Consider the following 23,892-nt stretch of genomic DNA (forward strand, 5'->3'; position numbering starts at 1 on the left):
CTATATGATTCGAATGGGATGCCCATGCTTAAAAATAAGCAGAAAAAAAGCGTGCTGACGGAGGCAATTGCTCTCTCGTCAGCACGCTTTAACCTTATTTGCCGTACGCGACTTCGCCGTTCCAGGCGAGCATGCCGCCCGACATGTTTGTTACGTTATAGCCTTGGGCATGGAGGAAATCGCAAGCTCTTCCGCTGCGTCCGCCGCTGCGGCAGACCAGAATCAAGGCTTCTTCCTTAGGCAGCTCTTCATAACGCTCGCCAAATTGCGATAGCGGAAGGCTTACCGCTTCCCCGATATGTCCGGCTTCCCACTCATCATCCTCACGCACATCAATCAGGTGCAGCTTCTCGCCGTTCTTCAGGCGCTCTTCTACTTCGGCTGGTGTAATCTCTGGGTACACTTTATTCCACTCCTTCAAATTTCTTCAGGATCTTTGATTCATATTGCTGAAAGACCGATGATTGCTGCAAGCCGCGGGCATCCATAAGGATTTTGTAGCGCAGCTCCTTCTCGGTCAGCTTCTTTTTCAAGACGGCTTGCTCATCCGGATTCCGGCACAAACGGATCATATCGCGGAGACTTACGATCTCCATCTTCACAACCATCTCTTCCGGAATCATTCCGGCGTTGCTCAGAAGCTTGTAAGCGACTCGGAGCTCCTCCGGCACATGGGAGTTATCATCCAGCGTGAGCGGCTGGCCTTTCCCTTTCAGGTTGTCGAACTCGCCCTTCGCCATCGATTCCTTAATGCGCTGCTCAACCAACGAGGACATGAAGTCCATGCCTGATCCCGCCTTTCCGTCATTACCCCTATGTCCGCACCGCTTTCTTCTAGCATTGTAACGAAAAAGAAGCCTCCCGGCAATCAGAAGCTTCTCTCTCTTTATTATTAGATTCGAACGGCCGTCCCGCTAACGGCAACCATCAGCATGCCGTCACGCACAACCTCGTAGTCGATGTCGATGCCAACAACGGCATTTGCCCCTAGGCGGGAAGCCTGATTTTTCATTTCGGCAAATGCAATGTCTCTTGCTTCCTTCAGCTTGCTCTCGTATGCGCCGGAACGTCCGCCGACAATATCCGTGATCGAGGCGAAAAAGTCTCGGACAACGTTGGCCCCCATAATCGCTTCGCCCGTTACAATACCCGAATATTCAACAATCGGATGTCCTTCAATGGTTGCAGTTGTCGTTACTAACATGAGTATTACCCCTCTCGAAAATGATAAAACGGATGATATAAGAAGGAATACGTCCCGGACGGAAAAACGTTTCATTTAGTACTAAAACAATCGCTAGCTCCGGATCTCCTCCAATTGCACATCTCGAACTTGACCCGAATCGGCAGCCACAAAAATATGCACCCGCACGCCAAATTCGGAACCCGCTCCCCTAAGCCAAAGCCTGAATCGTTCCTCATTCCTCGTCCCCGCCGCAAAATGCCCCTCGTACTTGTAGTCGATAATATCCGCATCCGGGTATTGATTGGCCACCTCCTGCATCGCTATTCTGCCGTATTTGGCATAGGAAGGCTCCGCATGCGCAGCCGCAGGCGCAGCAAATGCCAAAATAGAAACGACCAGCATATAGATCAATGGTTTACTTCTCTTAAATCCCATACAGCCACCTCATCATCCACATTTTTCACGGTCTTTACTCCTGTTAGTGTGGCTGTATAAAGCGGCAAGCATACATGCTGCCTATTTCAGACCGGTTCAAGCATAGGGGCGTACATCATAACGACTTCATTGCCCGTTACATACTCTTCGCCGAGCAGCTCGCCATCCTCAAGCAAGTATTTTCTGCGGCAAATGGCATTGCTTCGGACGTATCCGCCCCATGGCTTCAGCTCAATCCGGTGATCCTTCTCGAATACTTCATACCGATGGTTAAGCGGCAGCGATGACCGCCACTCCCCCACCAGCTTATCATCCGTGAGGCCAACGACCAGTTGATAAGGCTCCTGCGTGGGATTATAGATTTGCAGATCCAAGTAATTGTAAGCACAAGTCGCGCCGCTGCCGAATGGCTGCGTCCGTCCGGCATCCGGAAACACGTCGTAGCTGTGGCGATGCCGTTCTATAATCTGCAAAGGAGTATGCAGCGTCATCCAATAGATCAGATTAGACATCTGGCATAATCCGCCGCCCACGCCCGATTTATACCTGCCGTAAAATAAAACCATGCCGTCCACATATCCTTTTCGTCTGGTTGGTTTGCCGATCGATCGCCAGTAGGAGAAGGTTTCGCCGGGCATCAGGACGATACCGTTCAGCTTAGCTGCCGCGAGCTTCAGATTAATTACCTTGTTCGTCTGCAGCCACATCTCTACGTTTCGAAGCTGCCTCATCAAGGGAGTGGCATGGGTGTAAACCACATAAGGCAATGAAAGCTCCTTGTTTATGCGGGCCAGCTTGCTGTTGCTGAACAGCCATTTCACCCGTCTTTTATTCGTGAACCACCATTTCCCCGCCTGAAGGCGCAGGAGAGAACGTTTGACCGGCCGATGCTGCATCAAATTATTCAACTTCCCTTTTCTCCCTTCACAATATTCCAATTTGGTTAAGCGGCCATATCCGGTACACGGCCTTCCCCTCAATACTGGAGAGGGCAATGGGACCAAGCGACCGGCTGTCTACGCTATGCTCGCGGTTGTCACCCAGAACAAACAGCTGCTTGGATGCGACCGTATACGGGAACAGCATTCCGCCGGGCAGCGTTAATCCTTCCGCGTAAGGCTCGGCGAGCATCTGTCCGTTCAAATAGACGGCTCCGTCCCGGACGTCAATGACATCGCCCGGCAGGCCGATGACTCTTTTTACCAGCCGTAAGGGGCTTTCCGGACCATGGATAATGACGATATCTCCGTGCTCCGGCGATTTGAACCGGTAGGACCATTTGTCCTCGATCAGGCGTTGGCCTTCCACAAGCGTTTTTTGCATCGAGATATTATGTACCTGCGCTTGCGCGTAAACATAGTTTTGGAACAACAAAGCGATAAAGGTGGCGGCGATAATCGAGATCGACCATTCTCTAAGCTCCCTCAGAGCTTTGGACTTTCCGGTTAGTTGTTCATCCATTCTCTTGCACCCCTTGAAGAAATAGGAATTCAACATAACCAACACCTATAACGATAGCGCCGCTAAAAAAGTTACCGGGGTCTTAAAAATACCGTGACAGGCGTAAGGCATGTCTTATAAAGTAGATTTATATGAGGGAGGTAGCAAGAATGGAACCATCAACACGTTCGCAGCGACTACTTTTTATGACGGTCACGTTACTGTTCTGGATCTCAATGTATACATACGTGCCGACATTGTCGCCTTATCTGAGCACGAGGGGATTATCGCTTGACCTGATTGGGATTGTGCTTGGAAGCTACGGCTTCGTCCAATTGCTCATCCGTTTTCCGCTGGGGATGCTGTCTGACCGGTGGGGAAAAAGAAAGCCGTTTATTCTGCTGGGCATGCTTGCCGCAAGCATCAGCTGTCTCTTGTTCATTCTTCCGGGGAGCTGGTTATGGCCGCTGGCTGGCCGTGCGATGGCGGGGTTATGCGCTTCGACCTGGGTCGCTTTTACCGTGATGTACGCGAATTATTTTGCGTCCGAGGATGCTACGAAAGCAATGGGCAATATCAGCGTGATGACCGTATCCGGCCAGATGATCGGGATGTTGTTAAGCGGGTGGATGTCGGATGGGTTTGGAGCGAATGCGCCATTCGTGTTAGGAGCGGTAATCGGAGGAATTGGCCTTTTGCTTGCGCTTGCCATTTACGAACCTGCCAAACCGCTTCATGAGCGGAGCGGCATATCCTTTTCCATGATTCAAAGCGTTATGCGCACGAAGCTTCTGCTGCAAGTGGCTCTGTTGTCACTGCTGGCCCATTGCGTGCTCTTCATTACGATGTTCGGGTTTACGCCGTTAAAAGCGGAGACCATGGGCAGCAGCGGACTCGAGCTTACACTGCTCGTATTTGCCTTTATGGCGCCGCATGCTCTTGCTTCGATGTTCACGGCCAGCTGGTTTGCACCGCGCTTCGGGAATTGGACAACGATTGGCACCGGCTTTATCCTGAGCGCTATCTGTACCGTCTCCATCTGCTATGTGCATTCGATCTGGCTCCTTATGCTGACGCAGGTCATTAATGGCTTTGCGCAAGGTCTGCACATCCCCTTGCTGCTTGGGCTTGCAATCCGCGATGTTGACCCGCCGGGCCGGGCTACCGCCATGGGATTATACCAAGCGGTATATGCGGCAGGCATGTTCGCCGGGCCTTTCCTTGCGGGGTGGCTGAACGAGAGCTGGGGGTTAAACAGCGGCTTTGCCCTAGGCGGACTTTTCGGGTTTATCGCCGCTGTCTTATGTCTCGCGTATTACCGGTCTGACCGGAAAGTAATTAAGGCCATTAATTAATCGAGCTCAGGTAGTTGGGAAAGTGATTAATGAGGTTAATCACTTTCTTGAATATTTAACCCTTAATTAATGCAATTAATTGATCTCACTTCACTAACAGAAGGAGTATCGCTGCGGCGGCAGCGGAGGCGATGATGATCAGGTCCTCCCGGCTGAACCGAAGACGCAGCCCTTGCGTTGGCTTGGCCAGCGGATGACCGATTCCCCGCGCTTCGAGCGCATCTGCCATTTGCTCCGCCATGCGGAGCAATGACCGGATATAGGGCACCATGGCAGGCAGCAGCATCCGGAAAGGAAGCGAGCCTGCGGGCGTTGTCGCTTTGCCTCTTGCATGCGCGATCTTGACGTAACGTTCCCATTCTGCCGCAAGCAGCGGAATGAAGCGGAAGATTAGCGTCACGGTTAAGGCAACGGACATCACGGGGACTTTAAACCGGTTCATCCAGCCAAACGTCTGCTCCAGGCTTCGTTGAACGCGCAGCGGCGTTACGAGGCCCATAAGCGGCAAGCCAAGCATCATCACGAGCAGCAAGCCGCTGAAGCGCTGGATGTTCTGCAAGGCCGGCCCCCAATCAAAGGCCATTGGGCTGAAATGCACTCCCGCAATAAAGGCGATAACCGCCGTCATGATGACATAGGCCCGGATGGCTTTCATCCAGGGCCTTATTTGTGCCCGCAGCGGGATAAGCACCGCAAGGGATAAGGCAGCTGCGACGGCAAGCCCCGCCCAGCTGCGCTGGAGCAGGATGGTTGTGGCGAGCAGCAGGTACGCGGCGATTAACGCCCGCGGATCAAACCGCGCGGCGAGGCGGCGGTTTGGATGTGGAGCCGCAGCGAGCGCTGCCTGCGGCTCTGGGGCATGCGCCGCCGCTGCTGCCGAGTTGTGTGCAGCAGCGGCGGCGGCTTGCAAGGACGGGCGTTCCGCCGTCCTTGGGCCGTGGGCGGCGCGCTGCGCCGCCAGCAGCGCCGCGAGCTCGCGCGGCGCCGGCCACGGCGCGCCGCCTGGCGCAGCCGGCGGCGCAAAGCCCGCCGCGCGCAGCTGCGCCAGCGCGCGCTGCGCCTGCGGCGCGGCGGCCTCGTGGGCGTGTGTCACCGCCCACGAGGCCGCGGGAGCCGCTTCGCGGACGGAGCCGCCGGCAATAACGGCGACTTCGTCCGCGAGCGGCAGCAGCGCGTCGAGGTCGTGCGTGGCCACGACCGCTCCGCGCCCCGCCGCCCTGTGCGCGTCCAGAACCGCGCACAAGCGGCGGATGCCGTCGGCGTCTAACCCCGCCGTCGGCTCGTCGAGCAGCAGCCATTCCGGCTCGCATGCCAGAAGGCATGCCATGGCAAGCCTCCGCTGCTGCCCGCCGCTCAGCGTCCAAGGATCGCGGCCCAGCAGCTCCATCGAGAGTCCGGTCTGCTCCATCGCGCTTGCTATCCTGGATTCCTTCTCCTTGTCCTCCACTCCATAAGGCTTAAGCGAGTAATCAAACTCCTCTTTTACCGTTGAAGCGAACCATTGCGATTCCGACTGCTGCAGGGCAATTCCCGTACGCAGCACGATAGCTTTATTCAACCGTTGCTTTCTTCTCCCGCTTGTCCAGAGAGGCTCATCGCCTTGATAGATTTGCCCATCCGACAAACGCCTTAATCCGGCTAATGACTCCAGCAAGGTGGATTTGCCCGATCCATTATGGCCAACAAGCAAAGTGATGGCACCTTTGCGGAAGGTAAGATTAATGCCGCTCAGCAGCCTTTTATCCGGTTCGTTAGGCGCGGCAACCGCAGTCTGTTCCAGCTTCCAGTCTCCTGTCATTGCTCCGCCACCGCCTTCATAAGCATCTCGGGCGTCATGGGTAGCTGTTCAAAGGTTACCCCAAGCGCCTCCAGCTCCCATGCGGTCTGAACGACATAAGGAGCGGTGAAGCCAAGCTTCTCGCATGGGCTGATGCCGGCAGCACGCCGTTCAAAGAACCGCTCTGCCTCGCCGTCAAACATGAGTTCCCCTTGCGCCAAGGCCAGTACCCTGTCGCCAGCGGCGAGCTCCTCCAGCTTTTGCGTTATCCATATGACCGTAACTCCGCGGCCGTTCAATTCCCTTACTTTTTCCATCACGTCCATACAAGCTTCCGGATCAAGCATCGCCGTCACTTCATCAAGAATAAGCATCGGCGATTGTACCGCCAGGCATCCCGCAATTGCGGTCAGCTGCTTTTGCCCGCCGGACAAAGTCTCTACCGCCTGGTGCATTCTTGCATGCAGACTGGTTTGGCGAAGAGCCTCCTCTGCTAATCCGGCAATTGCGCTTCCTTCTACGCCATGCTGCTCCAGCATCATCACAACATCCTCCCAAGGCGTTGACCCCACCATTGAAGCGTCAGGCTGCTGCAGCACGATCGGAACCTGCCCCGTAACGAACCGGGTCTGGTCTTTATAGACCTTCCCTCCCACATGCAAAGCCCCAAATCCGGCAATCAGCCTGGCTAGAGTGCTTTTCCCGCTTCCGTTCCTCCCGATCAAGTTGATCCATTCTCCTTCTGCAAGGGTAACAGATATATTCCGCAGCAGGTAAGGCTGGGCTTTCATTTGTTCCCCATATGTTAACGGCTTGACTGACACGTTGGACAGCTCTGCCAAATTTTTTTCCAAAAACATTCGTTCAACCTCTTCCCCAAATGAAAAAGCTGTGCTAAAATCCGATTTGTTAACCTTGATTAAATATAAATGGTTAACATTCAAAACGCAATAACAAAAGGAGTCGATCCGCCATGCGCAGCAGTTCTATTCGAAGCACCGTATTTATCGCCCTATTCGCAGCACTATTCATTGTTATGAGCGCTATTCAGATTAAAGTTGGTTCGTATGTGCCCATTACGCTCCAGACGCTTGCCGTAACGCTTGCGGGAGCTATTCTTGGACCTCGCAAGAGCTTTATCTCTCTTGTCATCGTCATTGCCCTAACCGCAACCGGCCTTCCTCTCTTGAGCGGCAGAGGCGGCCTTGAGACCTTGACCGGCGCTACGGGCGGATTTATATTTGCCTTCCCGTTCTGTGCATTAATCATCGGCTTCGCCACGCAAGCGCTCTTCCGCAGCGAAGCTCTCATGCGCAACCGCATCGTCGCGTTTATCGCTTTATTTGTTGTATTCGAGCTGTTCGGTTCATTCCTTACTTATGTGCCTGGCGTACCATGGCTGATGCATGTCACCGGTCTAGGCTTTGGCAAGGCCATGACAGCTGGCTGCTATCCATACCTGCCTGGCGACGCAATCAAATCCTTTGTTGCAGCAATTATCGTGCTATCTCTCAAACCATACATTCTAAGAATCCAATCGTCAATGCTCGCAAAAGAAAACAGCAGCCCGATCCAAAACATAGCTTAATAATAGAAAAGGACCATCTCCGGATGGTCCTTTTTATTTTAACGCCATTAAATAATAAGATGCTTCCTCACTTTTCAATCTACTGAATTGTTTCGGTAAATCACTCTCTCTGCCAAATAAAAAAGCAGACCGGGTTCTCACCCGATCTGCTCTTTCGCACGATCATTTACAGGGACAATTGATAAATCGCCATAACGTCTTCCTTCTTCAGCTTGCGGAAGTTGCCGCGGGTACCGCTGCCGGTCGTTTTCTCCGCCATTTCTTCTAGTCTGCTCGCGTCGATGTCATAATCCGCAAGGCGTGACGGTGCGCCGATGGAGCTCCAGAACTCTCTTAGCCTCGCAATTCCTTCGCGCGCCACCTCTAGATCATCACGGCCTTCGGCCTTCACTCCGAATACGTTTACCGCCAATTGTTTGAACCGTCCTACATTATCTTCAACCACGTAGTTCATCCAGTTCGGGAATAGAATCGCCAGACCCCCGCCATGCGGAATATCGTAAACGGCGGACACCGCGTGCTCCATGTCATGGTTCGCCCAGTCACCGATAATGCCCATGGATAATGTATTGTTGAGCGCCATAGTACCACAATACAGAATCGTCTCGCGAAGCTTCACATTGGTCAGATCATTCACCAGGCCAGGAGCGGTTGCGATAACCGTGCGCAGAATCGATTCGCAGAAACCGTCCTGAACCGGCGTGTTGGCATCATGATGGAAATATTGCTCGAACACATGCGCCATCATATCAACCATGCCATATACGGTATGGTCTTTAGGAGCGCTCGCCGTAAACGCGGGATCAAGAATCGAGAAGGTTGGATAAGCGAGCACATTGCTCCAGCCGTGCTTCTCAAGCGTCTCTTCATTGGTGATGACCGAACCGGAGTTCATCTCCGAGCCCGTTGCTGCCAGCGTCAGGATCGTGCCAAGCGGCAGCGCCGCTTCTGGCTTCGCCTTGCGGCTGACGATATCCCAGAAGCTGCCCTCGTATTTCGCTGCGATAATAATCGCTTTGGCACAGTCAATGGTGCTGCCGCCGCCTACCGCAAGAACCCAATCAATCGATTCGGAACGGCACAGGTCAGCCCCCCGGTGAACAGTCGACAGACGCGGGTTAGGCTCCACACCGCTCAATTCGGTAACCGTACAGCCCGCTTCATTCAGCTTCTCGAGAACTTGTTCATACAGACCGTTGCGCTTAATGCTTCCTCCGCCATACACAAGCAGCACGCGCTTGCCCAGCTTTGCCGCTTCCACGGGAAGCTGCTTCAATTGTCCTTCGCCAAAGTGCAGGCGCGTCGGGTTGTAATATGTAAATGGATTCATCTTTGTATTTCTCCTCTTCTACATTGTATTTGTTAGGCTAAATTGCTCCGACAGTTCATTTTGGCACAATCCCGCCCGTTTTATGAGAGACCCTGCCAACATTCGCCTTAGAAAAATAAAGAGAAGCGTTCCAATTACAGAACCGCCTCTCTCTTTATTCTAGTCACATTCAGCCGGCGCTTCAACGGAAGCGTCTTCGACATTGATTTTCTCGGAGACCGTATCGCGTACGATCGAAATAACAAGCTGCAGCAAATAGTTGATGTCGGACTGGCTTTGCTGGAACTCCGATACAATCGGAATACCGTCGAGCTCATCCTGAAGGGATTCCATTTCCCCTTCGATCTTTTTAACCATTTGCTCGTTTTTGAAGGTCGTTTCGAATGCCACGACTTCTTTTTGTTTCTTCTTGATCATCGAGATCAGCGCTTGAACACGCTCATTCCCTTGGATTTGCTTCTCGGCGCGCTGGTACTGCTGTACTTCCTCGGAAGTAAAGATAAGACCCGCCAGCTCCTTCGCCTTTTCCATAATATCATCGCGGACAAGAAGGTCGCGCGTATTAAATTTCGGGACATCGCAGCCATGCTCATGATCATGATGGTGGTGCGTATTAACGGCAGTTTGTTGTTCGGACATCTATCATCTCTCCCACTAATTTGAGTAGCATCTAGGATACATTGCTGGCGGAATTCGCCAACGGTTCTGCTTTAATATACCATGTTTTTGCTTCCGTTACACGAACATGTATAAATTGTCCGATCCATTCTTTTGGTCCTTCCAGATGCACCAGCTTGTTCGTGCGGGTTCGGCCGGCCAAAATAGCAGAGTTGTTCTTGCTCTCGCCTTCGACGAGCACCTCGACAATCTCGCCCTCCATCTGTTCGTTGCTGTTTCGGCCCAGCTCAGCCATCAGCTCATTTAAACGCTTCAGGCGTTTTTTCTTCACTTCCAGAGGCACGTTATCCTCCATGTCGGCCGCAGGCGTTCCTTCGCGCGGAGAATAAAGAAACGTATAAGCAAAGTCAAATCCAACCTTGCGGACTAACGTCATCGTATCCTCAAACTGTTCGTCCGTCTCCCCCGGGAAGCCGACAATAATGTCGGTTGAGAGAGAAACATTCGGAATCGCCCGTTTAATCTTCACAACAAGCTCCAGGTACAGCTCGCGGGTATATTTGCGGCTCATCCGTTTCAGCACTTCTGTGCTTCCGGATTGAACCGGCAAATGGATATGCTCAACCAGATTGCCTCCGCGCGCGAGCACCTCGATCAGATGATCATCGAAGTCCCGCGGATGGCTGGTCGTGAACCGTACCCTCGGAAGATCAATTTTGGAGATTTCATGCATGAGATCGCCGAAGCGGTACTCCATGTCTTCGAAATCCTTCCCGTAGGCGTTTACATTTTGACCAAGCAGCGTAATCTCCTTAAACCCTTGGCGAGCCAGATCGCGGACCTCGGCAATAACATCCTCCGGACGGCGGCTCCGCTCCTTGCCCCGCGTATAAGGAACGATGCAGTACGTGCAGAACTTGTCGCAGCCGTACATAATGTTGACCCAAGCACGCATGCCATCCCGCTTCTTAGGCATGTTTTCAATAATATCGCCTTCCTTGGACCATACCTCTACAACCATCTCTTTGCTGAAATACGCGTTTTGCAGCAAATTTGGCAGACGGTGAATGTTATGAGTTCCGAAGATCATATCGACAAAAGCATGCTTTTGCAGGATTTTGCCCACAACCGACTCTTCCTGCGACATGCATCCGCATACGCCCAGCAGCAGACCCGGCTTTTGCAGCTTCAAGGTTTTGAGATGACCCAGCTCCCCGAATACTTTGTCTTCCGCGTTTTCCCGAATGGCGCAAGTATTGAGAAGAATGACATCCGCCTGTAAGCGGTCTTCCGTCGCCTTATACCCCATTTCCTCGAACATGCCTTTCATGACCTCCGTGTCATGCTCGTTCATCTGGCAGCCGTAGGTTTGTATTAAATAAAATTTCCCTTTGCCAAGCGTTTGCAGCTCTTCCGGTATCGAGAAATCATAATGAACCTCTATGTCTTCTTTCCCGCGTTTCTTTTCTTCCTTATAGTCTGGCGTGGAGTTAATCTGTATGTTCCGGCCTTTAATGCGGTAGGTCGTTACTCCGTCATCCGTACTAAGCACCTTAGCATCCGAGAAGTCAAAGTATCTGGAATAGTCTTTAACCTTGCCGGATTGATCGTTCCCCTTAGACATGGTTTTTCACACTTCCCTCTACATGAAATATTGCATTTTTGCCCAATACAAAATTATAGCATAACTTCAGGAAGGATATCCATTTGTTCCGGGAATGTCAAAAAAGGCTGACAGGGGGTTGTACCCCCTGCCAGCCTTTCAAACAAGCTAAGCTCTATTCGATGATTTCAGCAGTATCGCCGTTCTTGATGCCCGCTGCATTCGCTTCGTCGGTATCAATATGCATGTCCAGCGCAAAATCCGGAGATACGCGCGCAATGACCTGTTCGAAGACAACGCCGCGCTCGCCCTGGAAGCGAACCTTCAGAAGCTGCTTGTCCGCAATGCCCCATTTGTCGGCATCACTGGTATGGAAATGAATGTGACGGGCAGCAACAATAACGCCTTCTTCAATCGTTACTTCGCCTGCAGGTCCCTTGAGCGTAATCCCGGCAGAACCTTTAATATTTCCGGATTCTCGAACTGGCGGGTTAATGCCAAGAGAGAATGCATCCGTGCGCGATACTTCCAGCTGTGTTGCCGGACGCACCGGTCCGAGTATTCTTACTTTCGGGAAAGAGCCTTTTGGTCCGATTACGGCAACCGTCTCGTTCGCCGCATATTGTCCAGGCTGCGACAATGGTTTTGCAACCGTCAGCTCGCTGCCTTCTCCGAATAATATAGCGACATGCTCCGCAGAGAGATGAATATGTCTTGCCGATACGCCTACGGGCACCAATTTTTGTTCCATGTGATTCTACTCCTTTGTATCCATTGCATAGTAAAAGCATACGGCGATTTTTGTTAAAAAAGCCGTATGCTCATCATACCATTTATTTAAATTCAGCTACAAGTTTATTGAAATGTTCTTCCGACAAGGCAAGATCCTGCTTCGACAGAGCTTCCGAGCCGAAGCCGCTGATCATGTCTTCATAAGACTTGCGCTGCGTATTCTGATAGATCAGACCCGTCAGCATGCCGTTTGTTTCCATGATTTTATTCATGGCCGCAACGCGGTTCGATGGATCGTAATCCGGGAATTGCTGCTCCAGATTCACGATATTTTCTTTGAACCAGTCGTACGTGTTGATTTTATTGAACGTTACGCATGGGCTGAACACGTTGATGAGCGAGAAGCCTTCATGCTTGATTCCCGCCTCGATCAATGCCGTCAGCTGCTTCAAGTCGCTGGAGAACGATTGAGCCACGAAGGTTGCCCCTGCGGACATTGCAATCTCAAGCGGCGACAAGGTCGACTCGATGGAGCCTTCCGGCGTCGATTTGGTCTTGAAGCCTTCCGCGCTCCGCGGAGACGTTTGGCCTTTTGTCAGACCGTAGATCTGGTTATCCATAACGATGTACGTAATGTTCAGGTTGCGGCGGATCGCATGAACCGTATGGCCCATCCCGATCGCGAAGCCGTCGCCGTCACCGCCGGATGCGATAACGGTCAGCTCGCGGTTAGCAAGCTTAACGCCTTGCGCAATTGGCAATGCGCGTCCGTGGATCCCATGAAGCCCGTAAGCATTGATATAGCCGGAGATACGGCCGGAGCAGCCGATACCCGAAATAACCGCAAGCTCTTCCGGTTCAAGGCCTACGTTAGCCGCTGCACGCTGGATCGCCGCCTGGATGGAGAAGTCTCCGCAGCCCGGGCACCAGTTCGGCTTCACATTATTTCTAAACTCTTTAAATGTTGCCATGATTAGTCCAACTCCTTGCACGCTTTATAAACTTCCGATGGCAGGAACGGATTGCCGTCATATTTCAGCAAGCTGCGGATTTTCTCCGCGAAGCCCGCATGCATTTTAATCTGGCCGGCGAGCTGTGCCGTCGCGTTATTTTCGATGACTACGACCTTTTTCGCTTGCTGCAAATGCGGGAGCAATTGCTCCGTAGGGAACGGATGAATCTGACGGATGGTAATATGGTTCGTTGTAATGCCGTCATTCGCAAGCCATTCGCGGGCTTGATCAATCGTACCGCCCGTAGAACCCATGCCGATGACAAGAAGATCCGGCGTCTCGTTAGGCGCGTCCGTGCGAAGACCGTCGCGTACCAGCAGACCGTTCAATTTGTTCAGACGTTTATCCATCATTTGCTGACGGTTCACGGCGCTTTCGGAAGGACGGCCCATTTCGTCGTGCTCGACGCCCGTCACATGGTGAATGCCGTTCTTCGCGCCAGGCAGCACGCGCGGAGACACGCCGTCTTCCGTCAACTCATAACGTTTGAACAGCTGCTGCGGCGCAAGCTCAGGCGCGTCTTGAACGAGCTTGCCGCGGTTGATTTGGATCGAGTTGTAATCAAACGGCTCGCAAGATTGCTTGCCGAGAGACAACTGCAGATCCGTCATCACAATAACCGGCACCTGATATTGCTCAGCCAGGTTAAAGGCTTCGATCATATCGTAGAAGCAGTCCTCAATCGACGCGGGAGCGATAACGATCTTCGGAATCTCGCCGTGAGTACCGTAGACCATGGCATTCAGGTCGGATTGCTCCTGCTTTGTTGGCAAGCCCGTAGAAGGACCGCCGCGCTGCGTATCCACGATGACAAGCGGAGTCTCGGTCATGCCGGCAAGGCCAATCGCTTCCATCATCAGCGACAGACCGGGACCTGCGGATGCGGTCATTGTCCGTACACCTGCATAGTTCGCGCCAATGGCCATTGTAACGGCCGCGATCTCGTCTTCCGTTTGAACTACGGTGCCGCCAAGCGCAGGAAGCTTCTTAATAAGATATTCCATAATCTCGGAAGCGGGAGTAATCGGGTAAGCCGACATTAATCGGCAGCCTGCTGCAACGCAGCCGAGACCAATCGCTTCGTTGCCGATCATAAACAGCTTTTGCTGGCCGTCCGCATCCTCAAGCTTGAACTCGTTAAGCGGCCCGCCAGCCTGCTCCAATACAAACTCCGCTCCGCGCTTAACCGCCTCGATATTTTTCTCGACGATTGCCGCGCCCTTGCGTCCGAACTCTTCTTCTACTGCTTTATTAAATACTTCAAGCGGCAAACCGAGCAGCGCCCAGGATGCGCCAGAAGCAACCATGTTCTTCATTAGGGAAGTTCCAAGTTCTTCTGCCATTGCCGTAATCGGTACGGCAAACAGTCTTGCGTCGATTCCTTCAGGTACAACGGGATTAAACTTCGCATCTGCCACGATAACGCCGCCGCTGCGAAGCTCTTTTGCATTCAAATCTATGCTTTCTTGGTCGAACGCCACGAGGATGTCCAGATCATCGGAGATAGCCCGGATCGGGTAGGTGCTGATTCGAATTTTATTATTTGTATGCCCGCCCTTGATTCGCGACGAGAAATGACGATATCCGTATAAATAATATCCAAGCCGGTTAAGCGCCGTGGAAAAGATCCGGTCCGTGCTTTCGACGCCTTCCCCTTGTTGCCCTCCGATCTTCCAAGACAATTGACTAATCAAAACGCCCATCTCCTCTTTTTGATGGCTTAGCCGCGTACACTACTAAGGCAATATCCAACAATAATTTATATAATGAATAAACAGTCAAACCAAGTGTAAAGGTGTAGTTTCAAAAATGCAAGATGTATACGCTTATGTTCTGATAATCATTTTCGATTGAATATATACCGTATGCAGATGAGACTTGCTATGCCGGCAAATGAGCGGATAGAAATGTAAGCGCATTACCCGACAGAAACCGCTTGGTCTGCTCTTCGGAGTACCTTTTCAGCAGCGCTTCCCGCAGCCTGTACACCTCGCCGGGATGGGTTAATCCGTTCACATATTTGTCGATTCCGTCAAAATCGGAGCCCAGCATAATATGCTGCTCACCGCCTAGTCCTCCTACGTGATCGATATGCCTCAACACATGATCAACGCTAACCTGCTCCCCTTCCCCTACGAACCACGGCACATACGTAATGCCAATAAGCCCCTGCAGAGCAATAATCGCCTTAACCTGATCGTCCGTCAGATTCCTCGGATGATTGAGAAGCGCTTTGGCGTTGGAATGGGAGGCGATAATCGTTCTGGAAGCCAGATCCGCAACATCCCAAAAGGCTCTTTCTGACAAATGCGATACATCCACCAGTATGCCCAGTTTGTCGCATTCCGTGACGAAGGTCTTGCCCTTCGCCGTCAGTCCCCCTCCACGGGGCTCCATAACGCCGTCCGCGGCCCAATTCGCATGATTCCAGGTCAACCCTGCCGCACGAACTCCGAGGCGGTGGAGGAGCCTTAGAGCAGGTATGCTGCCCTGCAGACCGTCTACACCTTCCAAAGAAAGCAAGGCTCCGATTTTGCCCGCCGCCAAGCTTTCTGTCAGATCGGTCCGATTGCGGATCAGCATCATATCCGGACAAGTCAGTACCTGCTCGTAGAAAAGATCGATACTCTCTAGTATCGGCTCGATAGAGCCGTTAAGTTTCTCCGGTATGTAAACCGCAAAGGTTTGAAGCACGGCCCCCGATTCCTTTAATCGTTCATACGTTACATCAAGCAGCCCCGGTTCACTGCCTTGAAAAGTCAGATTCGGGTTGACCAGCAGCTTGCTCAGCACATCGCAATGGAAATCCGCTATACCAAAGGTCATGTTATGAATTCCGCCTTTCACAACTCCATTAGCTCTAACAAAGCAAAAAACCTGTCTACTTCGTAAACAGGTTCCAATACCCGGTTCAACCCAGATCCGTACGTAAAGTCCGGATATTAGATTTTACCTAGGTTCAACAATCAGTTTTATCGCTGTTCGGTCTTCTCCATCAATGACAATGTCAGTAAATGCCGGCACACAGATTAAATCCACCCCGCTCGGAGCTACGAATCCTCGAGCAATCGCTACCGCTTTGATCGCTTGATTGAGTGCACCCGCCCCGATGGCTTGCAATTCAGCGGCGCCGCGTTCACGCAAAACTCCGGCCAGCGCACCTGCAACGGAATTTGGATTGGACTTTGCTGAAACTTTTAATACTTCCATGAAAAAGGACCTCCTCGGGAATGATGGATGGATTCCACTATTTAGATAGTATTCGAGAGAGGTTAAAAAATTCCTGCTGACAATGCAATAACTTTCATATCAATTCTGAATTGACTAAACTTTTCGAATATTCATATAACTACTGCATGAGCAGCCAATCGTCTTCCGTAAGCCGTATTTTTTGAATTTTGGTGGCTTGCCCCGTGGCATCGTCAATCTGAACCGATACCGCGTGCAAATGCCAGTCGCCTTCGTCGACTACAAATCTTGTCGGAAGCTGTGTCAGAAACTTATGAAGAACGGCATTGCGTTCCATGCCAAGCACGCCATCACGCGGCCCGGTCATGCCCACATCGGTTAAATAAGCGGTTCCGCCCGGCAAGATCCGGTCATCGTTGGTTTGAACATGAGTATGAGTTCCTACCACGATGGATGCCTGACCGGCCAAATGCCAGCCCATGGCGATTTTTTCGGAAGTCGCCTCTGCATGGAAGTCGACCAGAATATTGTTCGTCTTCTCTTTAGCCACTGCAATCAGTTCGTCTGCCTTCCGGAACGGGCAGTCGATTGGAGGAAGGAATGTACGGCCTTGCAGGTTAATGATAGCCAACTGTTTGCCGTTTGCTTTAATGTGTGCGTAACCTTGGCCTGGAGTTCCCTCCGGGAAGTTCGCCGGACGCACGATGCGCGGTTCTTCGTCTATCCATTCAAAGATGTCCTTATTGTCCCAAGTATGATTGCCCATTGTAATGCCGTGGACGCCCCATTCAAAAAACTCGCGGGCAATCGGCGCCGTAATGCCGCGGCCAGCCGCCGCGTTCTCGCCGTTCACGATAATAATATGCGGATTGAATTTGCTCTTCAGTGCCGGCAGCACCTGCTTTAACGCTTTGCGTCCTACACTGCCCACGATATCGCCAATAAATAATACGTTCACTCTGCCACTCCTTTATTATGCAAAAAAAGTGGCTGACAAGCAGCCACTTTTCGTTCTTGAATTCTTAGGGTTTATAAGTTTTTCTCATAAACATGGCTTAGAATTCTCCGGATTGAATCGCGCTTCCCCGCCTAATGACGGGGAAAACCGATTCACCTTGCCATTTTGCTTGTGATCTACTTCGCATATTCAACTGCACGGGTCTCACGAATAACCGTAACTTTAATATGTCCCGGATAATCGAGTTCACTCTCGATCTTCTTCGTAATATCGCGTGCAAGCCGGAATGCTTCCGTATCGTCAATCTTCTCCGGTTGAACCATAACACGGACTTCGCGTCCTGCTTGAATCGCGAAAGACTTCTCTACGCCGTCGAACGACTCCGAGATATCTTCCAGCTTCTCCAGGCGCTTAATGTACGTTTCAAGCGTCTCGCGTCGTGCGCCAGGGCGCGCGGCAGACAAGGCGTCTGCTGCTCCTACGAGCATTGCGATTACAGAAGTTGCTTCCACGTCACCATGGTGAGAAGCGATACTGTTGATAACAACAGGATGCTCCTTGTACTTCTTCGCCAGCTCTACGCCGATCTCGACATGGGAGCCCTCGACCTCATGGTCAAGCGCTTTGCCGATATCGTGCAGAAGGCCTGCGCGCTTAGCAAGCGTAATGTCCTCGCCTAGCTCTGCAGCCATTAGGCCGGTCAAATAAGCAACCTCCATCGAGTGCTTCAGAACGTTCTGACCATAGCTTGTCCGGTACTTAAGACGTCCCAGAATTTTAATCAAGTCAGGGTGTAATCCATGAACCCCAACCTCGAAAGTAGCTTGCTCACCGTATTCGCGGATCCGCTCGTCCACTTCCTTACGGGACTTCTCGACCATTTCTTCAATGCGAGCCGGATGTATACGACCATCTGCAACAAGCTTCTCAAGTGAAGTCCGAGCAATTTCGCGTCTAATCGGGTCAAAGCCAGACAGAATGACCGCTTCCGGTGTATCGTCGATAATCAAATCGATACCAGTCAATGTTTCGAGTGCACGGATATTACGGCCCTCACGTCCAATTATGCGACCTTTCATTTCCTCGTTAGGCAGCGTTACGACCGATACGGTCGTCTCTGCTACGTGATCCGCCGCACAACGTTGAATTGCGAGTGAAATAATGTCCCGCGCCTTTCGATCGGCTTCTTCTTTTGCTTGCTGCTCGATCTCTTTGATCATCTGTGCTGTTTCGTGACGCACTTCCTGCTCCACATTCGACAAAATAATCGATTTCGCATCCTCCATAGTCAAGCTGGAGATACGCTCCAATTCACTAAGCTGCTGCTTGTAAATGGAATCAATTTGTTCTTGTGTTTCATCGATCCGTTTCTCTTTGTTGGCCACTAGCTCTTCTTTGCGTTCGAGCGCTTCTATCTTTTTATCCAGCGACTCCTCTTTCTGGAGCAAGCGTCTTTCTTGACGCAAGGACTCGTTACGCCGCTCACGGATGTCTTTCTCGGCTTCCGTACGGAGTTTGTGGATTTCATCTTTTGCTTCGAGCACGGTTTCCTTCTTTTGAGCTTCCGCTTCCTTCTTCGCATTCTCAACGATTACGACTGCGGCTTGCTCAGCGCTGGAAATTTTGGCTTCGGCAATAGACTTACGAATAAAATAACCAATCCCAAAGAAAATAACGCCAACAACGAGACAGATCAACACCGTCCAAATAGGGTCCATCTTGTTCACCTCCTCGTTGCATTCACCAAGGCAACTGCTTGGGATGATATTAGGTTTTTAGCCGGTTTCCATACCGATTGATTCTCTAACTTATTGACGAAAATAATCGTTTCAAATCAACTTTTGGAAGGAAAATTGATTTGATATAAAAGGAATACAATTTTATTTTATCTTTTGGCAAAATCAATTGTCAAGCAAAAGCCCTTCATCCTCATCCGCCTGCTCGATTTCCGCTTCATCTATAGCCGCTTTTACGGCCTGTTTAACAGCATCCGTAGGAAAGCCTCGCCGCAATAAAAAAGCCATCAGCTTGTGTCGTTTCTCTCTATTCTCTCCCTTAAGAGAACGCCATTTCTTCTTCGCAGCATGGACAGCGGATGCTAGTTCGTCTTCCTTGTCGATGGAATCTAGCGCATCTGATGCTGCCTGATTCGATATGCCCCGCTGCTGCAGCTCCTGCTTAATCCACCGGCTGCCCTTCTGACTATAACGGATACGTTGCATGGCAAATTGCCGCGCATACTCTCCATCATCAACAATATGTTCCGATTCTAAACGTTCCAATGCATAAGCAATTGGTTCAGGCTCCAGCTCTTTGCGACGCAAATACTGCTCGATCTGTTTGCGGGTTCTCGCTTGAAAGCCCAGATAATAGACTGCGAGCGCATAAGCCCTGTACCGGTCATCCTCATCCGTTATTACCGTGATCTCATCGCTCGTTAGCGCCTTGCCCTTCAATAGCTGGTACTTGATCAATATATCCTCATGTACGGAAAACAACGCTTCTTCCTGGCCATTCGTATAGATGTTGTAACGTTTACGCTCCTTGCGGTCCTGCGTAACCGCCGTTATCTCAATAATCATCCAGGACACACTCCGTTCATTTTGGCGAAATAGAAACAACGCCGCCCTCTAAGGGACGGCGCTGCTCCTAGCTTATTAACTCAACTTTCGCAGCAGCGAAAGTAAAATGATTAATCATCGAGTTCGGACTCATCGAAATCATCGTCATCGTCTTTCGAGAAGTCAGCAGGCTGTGCAGAAGCCGACAAGTTGCTTGCTTCGCGGATTTGCTTTTCAATTACCGCTGCAACTTCCGGATGATCTTTTAGGAATTGCTTCGCGTTCTCACGGCCTTGACCCAAACGGTCGCCATTGTAAGAGAACCATGCGCCGCTCTTCTGAACGATGTCCATCTCTGTGCCGATATCGATAAGGCTGCCTTCTCTCGAAATGCCTTCGCCGTACATAATATCGATCTCAGCTTGCTTGAATGGCGGAGCCACTTTATTCTTAACAACTTTAATACGAGTACGGTTACCAACCATATCGTTGCCTTGCTTGATTGTCTCAATACGGCGTACATCAAGACGAACGGAAGAATAGAACTTGAGTGCGCGTCCGCCTGGTGTTGTCTCGGGGTTACCGAACATCACGCCGACTTTCTCGCGCAATTGGTTGATGAAGATCGCAATAGTCTTCGATTTGCTGATTGCGCCACCAAGCTTACGAAGTGCTTGCGACATCAGACGCGCTTGCAGACCAACGTGGGAATCCCCCATATCGCCTTCAATCTCCGCTTTCGGCACAAGTGCCGCAACCGAATCGACTACGACAATATCAACGGCGCCGCTGCGCACGAGTGCTTCTGCGATTTCAAGCGCCTGTTCACCCGTATCCGGCTGAGACAACAGCAACTCGTCGATGTTAACGCCCAGCTTGCTTGCATACAAGGGGTCAAGCGCATGCTCGGCATCAATGAAAGCCGCTTGTCCGCCAGCGCGTTGAACTTCCGCGATTGCGTGAAGGGCAACGGTTGTTTTACCGGAAGACTCCGGACCGTAAACCTCAATAATACGACCTCTCGGCAAACCGCCGATTCCAAGTGCAATATCTAAAGCAAGAGAACCGCTAGGCACGGTTTCGACTTGCATATGTGTGGATTCTCCTAATTTCATGATGGAACCCTTACCAAATTGCTTCTCAATTTGACGTAAGGCCATTTCCAAAGCAGCGCGACGATCCGACAAGCTACTCACATCCTTCGTTATTTATAATTGTATGATACCTTGTTTCTGCTCAAATGCCAAGCTTTTTTTCGAACATACATTCGTCTTTTTATTTCCACGCCCTTTCATGCGCGAGATGAAACGGCTATTGCCATCCTGGATGGCAGCGCGCGATTCAATAAAAATAGACATAAAAAAACCGCAGCAAAGTAATCTTCGCCACGGTTCTTCCGCATGAGACCAATTATAGCGGAAATGGTACAAACAGGCAAGCTTTTTCGCGTTAATCCGACAAATTAATGCTCGCGCAGCTTCAGCCAAAGCTGATACAAGGCCGCTTTCACCGCACGGATGCGAATGATGGACCGCGTACCGGAGAAATGACCGGTAAATACGGCCGTCGGCTTTCCTCGCTCGGCAACCGCGTAATAGACAAGACCAACCGGCTTGCCCTCTGCTTGCGCAGGACCGGCCACACCCGTCAACGAAACGCCAAAATCGGAATCCCCGATCCCTCTGACGCGTTCGGCCATCATCGCCGCAGTCGATTCACTGATTGCTCCGGGCGCTCCGTCTCCCTCGAGCTGTGCCATCGAGATGCCGAGCAGCTTATGTTTCATCTCGTTCGTATACGTAACGACGCCGCCTGAGTATTCGCCGCTGCTACCCGGAATGCCTGTAATTAACTCGGCAAGTAAACCGCCGCTGATGCTTTCAGCCGTAGAGAGCTTTCTTCTGGATAGACGGAGAAGCTGAACGACTCTCTCCTCCAGCGTAATCTCTTCCTGCGCGAATAAGTATTCGCCTACCCTTTGCTTGATTGCCTCGACGGTCTGGTCCAGCTTGGCAGTTGCCTCTGCTTCATTAGCCGCCTTGGTCGATACTCGGATCGCCACTTCGCCTTCCTTCGCATACGGTGCGATTGTAGGGTCGGATTGTGCCTCAATCAGATCGATCAGCTTTGCCTCAAGCGTGGATTCACCGATGCCGGCAAACATAAGAAGCCTGGAATACAGCGGCACCTCTGTTCCGAGAATAGACCGGAGCCAATCTGTTCCCGGTCCTTCGATCATCGGCTTCATCTCGCGGGGAGGTCCGGGCAGCAGCAGATAATGGGTTCCGTCAACCGACAGCCCGTTGCCAACGGCAAGCCCCGCCTCGTTCTCGATAGGCTCGCTGCCGTCAATCATCAATGCCTGCCGGCGGTTGCTTTCCACCATATGAATGCCGCGGGAGCTGAACATCTCTTCGATCTTATCCATGGATGGCTGATGAATGGATAGGCCGCGGTTCAGATAATCAGCAAGAACATCCTTCGTCAGATCATCCTGCGTGGGGCCAAGTCCGCCGGTAAATACAAGCAGATCGGCACGTTCCCGGGCAATCTCGATTGCCTTCCGGATCCGGTTCGGATTATCGCCGACAACCGTCTGGAAATAGACATCAATGCCAAGCGCCGCGAGCTTCCTGGACAAGTATTGCGCATTCGTATTGACGATTTGACCGAGCAGAAGCTCGGTGCCAACTGCGATAATTTCTGCTTTCATGCGGTTTCCCCCTTTGGACAGTGAGCATCAGGACGCAAAAGCACCTCTCCATTAATGGAAAGATGCTTTATTGTTACTTATATGCTCCCGATTATTGCACAGGAATCAATTGTTTATTTTTGAAGAAATAATCAAAACCGGAATATACCGTAATCAGCACGGCGATCCAGCTTACGATCTCATCAAACGGAAAATCAATAAACGTGAACGGGAAATTGTTGAGCAGAAGCGAAATGATCATCGTAATTTGTACGGCTGTTTTCCATTTGCCCCATTTGCTCGCCGCCATTACGCTGCCCTCCAGGAGCGCGATCTGGCGCAATCCCGTAACGGCAAATTCACGGCTGATAATAACAATGGCCATCCACGCCGCAAGCTTGTCCATCTGTACGAGCGAGATCAGAACGGCTGCCACAAGCAGCTTGTCTGCCAGCGGATCCAGAAGTTTGCCCAGATTGGTTACAATCTTGTTCTTTCTGGCAATATAGCCGTCGAGCCCGTCAGTGCTTGCCGCTATGATAAAGATAATAGCCGCTATAATCTGATTGTATGTAATGGAATAATCGTCGCCGAATTCAAGAGGTTTAATATCGATATTCACGAGCAGAAATACCATAATGATCGGCACTAAAATAATTCGGGCCAGCGTAATCTTGTTAGCCAGGTTCATTTATTCACACCCCCGGACCGTCTAGCCTTGTTCCTGCATTGATGCATGATTGCTTGTACTGTCATTTGTATGTCCCCCGGATCGTTTCCAAAGCTATCTAACCAAGTATAATACATGCCTTTTCCTGTGTCAAAATACGGAAGAAGCCTAGAGCTAAAGCCCTTCTTCTGCCGTTAGCAATGCGGCAGCGAAGGGCCGGAAAGGGCTTGTTTGCGGCTTAACGATAGTTCGTGAACTGCAGCTCGATATTCAGGTCTGCTCCGCGGAGAAGGGCCATTACGGCCTGCAGGTCATCACGACTCTTGCCCGTCACGCGGATCTGATCGCCTTGAATCTGGCTCTTCACCTTCAGCTTGGAGTCGCGAATCATGATATTGATTTTTTTGGAGATATCCTGATCGATCCCCTGCTTCAGCTTAATCCGTTGACGTACGGTGCTTGCGGAAGCCGATTCGATCTTGCCGTATTCCAGGTTTTTAATCGGAACGCCGCGTTTAACCATCTTAGACTTCAGGATATCAAGAACGCTCTCCAGCTTGAAGTCATCGTCGGATACAACAACAAGCTCCTCTTTCTCCAGCTTGATGCTGCTCTTGCTGCCTTTGAAGTCAAAGCGTGTCTCAATCTCCCGCTCCGCCTGCTGAATGGCATTATTCAGCTCTTGCATATCCATCTTCGATACAATATCAAATGAACTTTCCGAACTCATCTTTATACAACTCTC

Annotated in this window: 25 protein-coding genes; 2 read left to right on the forward strand and 23 right to left on the reverse strand. The window is 51.3% G+C overall.

The annotated features are described in order from the left end of the window. Positions 1 to 94: 94 nt before the first annotated feature. The 6 genes from M3194_RS00575 to lepB all read right to left on the reverse strand — a co-directional run bounded on the left by M3194_RS00575 (position 95) and on the right by lepB (position 3,082). Positions 95 to 403 (reverse strand): rhodanese-like domain-containing protein, encoded by a 309-nt coding sequence (locus M3194_RS00575; RefSeq protein ID WP_251651094.1) that lies wholly within the window; start codon positions 401 to 403, stop codon positions 95 to 97. 1 nt (position 404) lies between these two features. After that, the gene (locus M3194_RS00580; protein WP_251651095.1) at positions 405 to 785 is read right to left on the reverse strand and encodes a DnaJ family domain-containing protein; all 381 of its coding nucleotides are present in this window, start codon (positions 783 to 785) and stop codon (positions 405 to 407) included. A 107-nt stretch (positions 786 to 892) separates the two neighbouring features. Beyond that, complete coding sequence (locus M3194_RS00585; protein ID WP_251651096.1) at positions 893 to 1,204, reverse strand: YbjQ family protein; 312 nt, start codon at positions 1,202 to 1,204, stop codon at positions 893 to 895. Positions 1,205 to 1,297: 93 nt separating this feature from the next. After that, complete coding sequence (locus M3194_RS00590) at positions 1,298 to 1,621, reverse strand: DUF3889 domain-containing protein (protein ID WP_251651097.1); 324 nt, start codon at positions 1,619 to 1,621, stop codon at positions 1,298 to 1,300. Between the two features lie 86 nt (positions 1,622 to 1,707). Further along, positions 1,708 to 2,517: a VanW family protein gene (locus M3194_RS00595; protein ID WP_251652072.1), complete on the reverse strand. Its 810-nt coding sequence runs from the start codon at positions 2,515 to 2,517 to the stop codon at positions 1,708 to 1,710. A gap of 28 nt (positions 2,518 to 2,545) precedes the next feature. Then, on the reverse strand, positions 2,546 to 3,082 hold the full coding sequence (gene lepB / locus M3194_RS00600) for a signal peptidase I (protein ID WP_251651098.1): 537 nt from the start codon (positions 3,080 to 3,082) through the stop codon (positions 2,546 to 2,548). Positions 3,083 to 3,231: 149 nt separating this feature from the next. On the opposite strand from lepB, the gene M3194_RS00605 reads away from it, so the two are divergent. After that, positions 3,232 to 4,416 carry an MFS transporter gene (locus M3194_RS00605; protein ID WP_251651099.1) on the forward strand — a complete coding sequence of 395 codons (1,185 nt, stop codon included), beginning with the start codon at positions 3,232 to 3,234 and terminating at the stop codon, positions 4,414 to 4,416. 85 nt (positions 4,417 to 4,501) lie between these two features. Here the strand turns inward: M3194_RS00605 and M3194_RS00610 are convergent, their stop codons facing one another. Together M3194_RS00610 and M3194_RS00615 are read right to left on the reverse strand one after the other, a co-directional pair. After that, positions 4,502 to 6,214 carry an ATP-binding cassette domain-containing protein gene (locus tag M3194_RS00610; protein ID WP_251651100.1) on the reverse strand — a complete coding sequence of 571 codons (1,713 nt, stop codon included), beginning with the start codon at positions 6,212 to 6,214 and terminating at the stop codon, positions 4,502 to 4,504. Further along, positions 6,211 to 7,053: an energy-coupling factor ABC transporter ATP-binding protein gene (locus M3194_RS00615; RefSeq protein WP_251651101.1), complete on the reverse strand. Its 843-nt coding sequence runs from the start codon at positions 7,051 to 7,053 to the stop codon at positions 6,211 to 6,213. The genes M3194_RS00610 and M3194_RS00615 overlap by 4 nt, the downstream gene beginning before the upstream one ends. Positions 7,054 to 7,166: 113 nt before the next feature. Between M3194_RS00615 and M3194_RS00620 the strand changes: the two genes are divergently transcribed. Beyond that, a complete protein-coding gene (locus M3194_RS00620; RefSeq protein WP_251651102.1) occupies positions 7,167 to 7,781 on the forward strand; it encodes a biotin transporter BioY in 615 nt (204 codons plus the stop codon). Positions 7,782 to 7,947: 166 nt separating this feature from the next. On the opposite strand, the gene M3194_RS00625 is transcribed toward M3194_RS00620, so the two are convergent. The 15 genes from M3194_RS00625 to M3194_RS00695 form a co-directional block, all read right to left on the reverse strand. Continuing rightward, complete coding sequence (locus M3194_RS00625) at positions 7,948 to 9,111, reverse strand: iron-containing alcohol dehydrogenase (RefSeq protein WP_251651103.1); 1,164 nt, start codon at positions 9,109 to 9,111, stop codon at positions 7,948 to 7,950. A 159-nt stretch (positions 9,112 to 9,270) separates the two neighbouring features. Then, complete coding sequence (locus tag M3194_RS00630) at positions 9,271 to 9,750, reverse strand: YlbF/YmcA family competence regulator (RefSeq protein WP_251651104.1); 480 nt, start codon at positions 9,748 to 9,750, stop codon at positions 9,271 to 9,273. A 31-nt stretch (positions 9,751 to 9,781) separates the two neighbouring features. Then, the gene (gene miaB / locus M3194_RS00635) at positions 9,782 to 11,353 is read right to left on the reverse strand and encodes a tRNA (N6-isopentenyl adenosine(37)-C2)-methylthiotransferase MiaB (protein ID WP_251651105.1); all 1,572 of its coding nucleotides are present in this window, start codon (positions 11,351 to 11,353) and stop codon (positions 9,782 to 9,784) included. Positions 11,354 to 11,507: 154 nt separating this feature from the next. Continuing rightward, the gene (locus M3194_RS00640) at positions 11,508 to 12,083 is read right to left on the reverse strand and encodes a phosphate propanoyltransferase (RefSeq protein WP_251651106.1); all 576 of its coding nucleotides are present in this window, start codon (positions 12,081 to 12,083) and stop codon (positions 11,508 to 11,510) included. An 82-nt stretch (positions 12,084 to 12,165) separates the two neighbouring features. Beyond that, complete coding sequence (locus tag M3194_RS00645; RefSeq protein ID WP_251651107.1) at positions 12,166 to 13,035, reverse strand: 2-oxoacid:ferredoxin oxidoreductase subunit beta; 870 nt, start codon at positions 13,033 to 13,035, stop codon at positions 12,166 to 12,168. A gap of 2 nt (positions 13,036 to 13,037) precedes the next feature. After that, positions 13,038 to 14,771, reverse strand: a complete 1,734-nt coding sequence (locus tag M3194_RS00650) for a 2-oxoacid:acceptor oxidoreductase subunit alpha (protein ID WP_251651108.1) — start codon at positions 14,769 to 14,771, stop codon at positions 13,038 to 13,040. A gap of 187 nt (positions 14,772 to 14,958) precedes the next feature. Beyond that, a complete protein-coding gene (locus M3194_RS00655) occupies positions 14,959 to 15,903 on the reverse strand; it encodes a dipeptidase (protein WP_251651109.1) in 945 nt (314 codons plus the stop codon). 123 nt (positions 15,904 to 16,026) lie between these two features. Next, positions 16,027 to 16,287: a stage V sporulation protein S gene (locus M3194_RS00660; protein ID WP_005550495.1), complete on the reverse strand. Its 261-nt coding sequence runs from the start codon at positions 16,285 to 16,287 to the stop codon at positions 16,027 to 16,029. A 139-nt stretch (positions 16,288 to 16,426) separates the two neighbouring features. Further along, positions 16,427 to 17,224, reverse strand: a complete 798-nt coding sequence (locus M3194_RS00665) for a TIGR00282 family metallophosphoesterase (protein ID WP_251651110.1) — start codon at positions 17,222 to 17,224, stop codon at positions 16,427 to 16,429. 176 nt (positions 17,225 to 17,400) lie between these two features. Beyond that, positions 17,401 to 18,942 carry a ribonuclease Y gene (rny, locus tag M3194_RS00670; protein ID WP_251651111.1) on the reverse strand — a complete coding sequence of 514 codons (1,542 nt, stop codon included), beginning with the start codon at positions 18,940 to 18,942 and terminating at the stop codon, positions 17,401 to 17,403. A gap of 183 nt (positions 18,943 to 19,125) precedes the next feature. Further along, on the reverse strand, positions 19,126 to 19,806 hold the full coding sequence (locus M3194_RS00675; RefSeq protein WP_251651112.1) for a RecX family transcriptional regulator: 681 nt from the start codon (positions 19,804 to 19,806) through the stop codon (positions 19,126 to 19,128). Between the two features lie 110 nt (positions 19,807 to 19,916). After that, the gene (gene recA, locus M3194_RS00680; RefSeq protein WP_285889029.1) at positions 19,917 to 20,972 is read right to left on the reverse strand and encodes a recombinase RecA; all 1,056 of its coding nucleotides are present in this window, start codon (positions 20,970 to 20,972) and stop codon (positions 19,917 to 19,919) included. A gap of 275 nt (positions 20,973 to 21,247) precedes the next feature. Next, on the reverse strand, positions 21,248 to 22,498 hold the full coding sequence (locus M3194_RS00685) for a competence/damage-inducible protein A (RefSeq protein ID WP_251651114.1): 1,251 nt from the start codon (positions 22,496 to 22,498) through the stop codon (positions 21,248 to 21,250). Positions 22,499 to 22,589: 91 nt separating this feature from the next. Next, positions 22,590 to 23,168 carry a CDP-diacylglycerol--glycerol-3-phosphate 3-phosphatidyltransferase gene (gene pgsA, locus M3194_RS00690; RefSeq protein ID WP_251651115.1) on the reverse strand — a complete coding sequence of 193 codons (579 nt, stop codon included), beginning with the start codon at positions 23,166 to 23,168 and terminating at the stop codon, positions 22,590 to 22,592. Between the two features lie 217 nt (positions 23,169 to 23,385). Next, positions 23,386 to 23,877 carry a YajQ family cyclic di-GMP-binding protein gene (locus M3194_RS00695; RefSeq protein WP_251651116.1) on the reverse strand — a complete coding sequence of 164 codons (492 nt, stop codon included), beginning with the start codon at positions 23,875 to 23,877 and terminating at the stop codon, positions 23,386 to 23,388. Positions 23,878 to 23,892 lie beyond the last annotated feature (15 nt).

The sequence above is a fragment of the Paenibacillus glycanilyticus genome, from assembly GCF_023715145.1.
Taxonomy (GTDB): Bacteria; Bacillota; Bacilli; order Paenibacillales; family Paenibacillaceae; genus Pristimantibacillus; species Pristimantibacillus glycanilyticus_A.

Excerpts from the sequence above, each read along its gene's own strand:
- M3194_RS00580 (WP_251651095.1), bottom strand. The coding sequence starts at position 785 with ATGGACTTCATGTCCTCGTTGGTTGAGCAGCGCATTAAGGAATCGATG.
- M3194_RS00585 (WP_251651096.1), bottom strand. The coding sequence starts at position 1,204 with ATGTTAGTAACGACAACTGCAACCATTGAAGGACATCCGATTGTTGAA.
- M3194_RS00590 (WP_251651097.1), bottom strand. The coding sequence starts at position 1,621 with ATGGGATTTAAGAGAAGTAAACCATTGATCTATATGCTGGTCGTTTCT.
- M3194_RS00595 (WP_251652072.1), bottom strand. The coding sequence starts at position 2,517 with ATGCAGCATCGGCCGGTCAAACGTTCTCTCCTGCGCCTTCAGGCGGGG.
- lepB (WP_251651098.1), bottom strand. The coding sequence starts at position 3,082 with ATGGATGAACAACTAACCGGAAAGTCCAAAGCTCTGAGGGAGCTTAGA.
- M3194_RS00605 (WP_251651099.1), top strand. The coding sequence starts at position 3,232 with ATGGAACCATCAACACGTTCGCAGCGACTACTTTTTATGACGGTCACG.
- M3194_RS00610 (WP_251651100.1), bottom strand. The coding sequence starts at position 6,214 with ATGACAGGAGACTGGAAGCTGGAACAGACTGCGGTTGCCGCGCCTAAC.
- M3194_RS00615 (WP_251651101.1), bottom strand. The coding sequence starts at position 7,053 with ATGTTTTTGGAAAAAAATTTGGCAGAGCTGTCCAACGTGTCAGTCAAG.
- M3194_RS00620 (WP_251651102.1), top strand. The coding sequence starts at position 7,167 with ATGCGCAGCAGTTCTATTCGAAGCACCGTATTTATCGCCCTATTCGCA.
- M3194_RS00625 (WP_251651103.1), bottom strand. The coding sequence starts at position 9,111 with ATGAATCCATTTACATATTACAACCCGACGCGCCTGCACTTTGGCGAA.
- M3194_RS00630 (WP_251651104.1), bottom strand. The coding sequence starts at position 9,750 with ATGTCCGAACAACAAACTGCCGTTAATACGCACCACCATCATGATCAT.
- miaB (WP_251651105.1), bottom strand. The coding sequence starts at position 11,353 with ATGTCTAAGGGGAACGATCAATCCGGCAAGGTTAAAGACTATTCCAGA.
- M3194_RS00640 (WP_251651106.1), bottom strand. The coding sequence starts at position 12,083 with ATGGAACAAAAATTGGTGCCCGTAGGCGTATCGGCAAGACATATTCAT.
- M3194_RS00645 (WP_251651107.1), bottom strand. The coding sequence starts at position 13,035 with ATGGCAACATTTAAAGAGTTTAGAAATAATGTGAAGCCGAACTGGTGC.
- M3194_RS00655 (WP_251651109.1), bottom strand. The coding sequence starts at position 15,903 with ATGACCTTTGGTATAGCGGATTTCCATTGCGATGTGCTGAGCAAGCTG.
- M3194_RS00660 (WP_005550495.1), bottom strand. The coding sequence starts at position 16,287 with ATGGAAGTATTAAAAGTTTCAGCAAAGTCCAATCCAAATTCCGTTGCA.
- rny (WP_251651111.1), bottom strand. The coding sequence starts at position 18,942 with ATGGACCCTATTTGGACGGTGTTGATCTGTCTCGTTGTTGGCGTTATT.
- M3194_RS00675 (WP_251651112.1), bottom strand. The coding sequence starts at position 19,806 with ATGATTATTGAGATAACGGCGGTTACGCAGGACCGCAAGGAGCGTAAA.
- M3194_RS00685 (WP_251651114.1), bottom strand. The coding sequence starts at position 22,498 with ATGAAAGCAGAAATTATCGCAGTTGGCACCGAGCTTCTGCTCGGTCAA.
- pgsA (WP_251651115.1), bottom strand. The coding sequence starts at position 23,168 with ATGAACCTGGCTAACAAGATTACGCTGGCCCGAATTATTTTAGTGCCG.
- M3194_RS00695 (WP_251651116.1), bottom strand. The coding sequence starts at position 23,877 with ATGAGTTCGGAAAGTTCATTTGATATTGTATCGAAGATGGATATGCAA.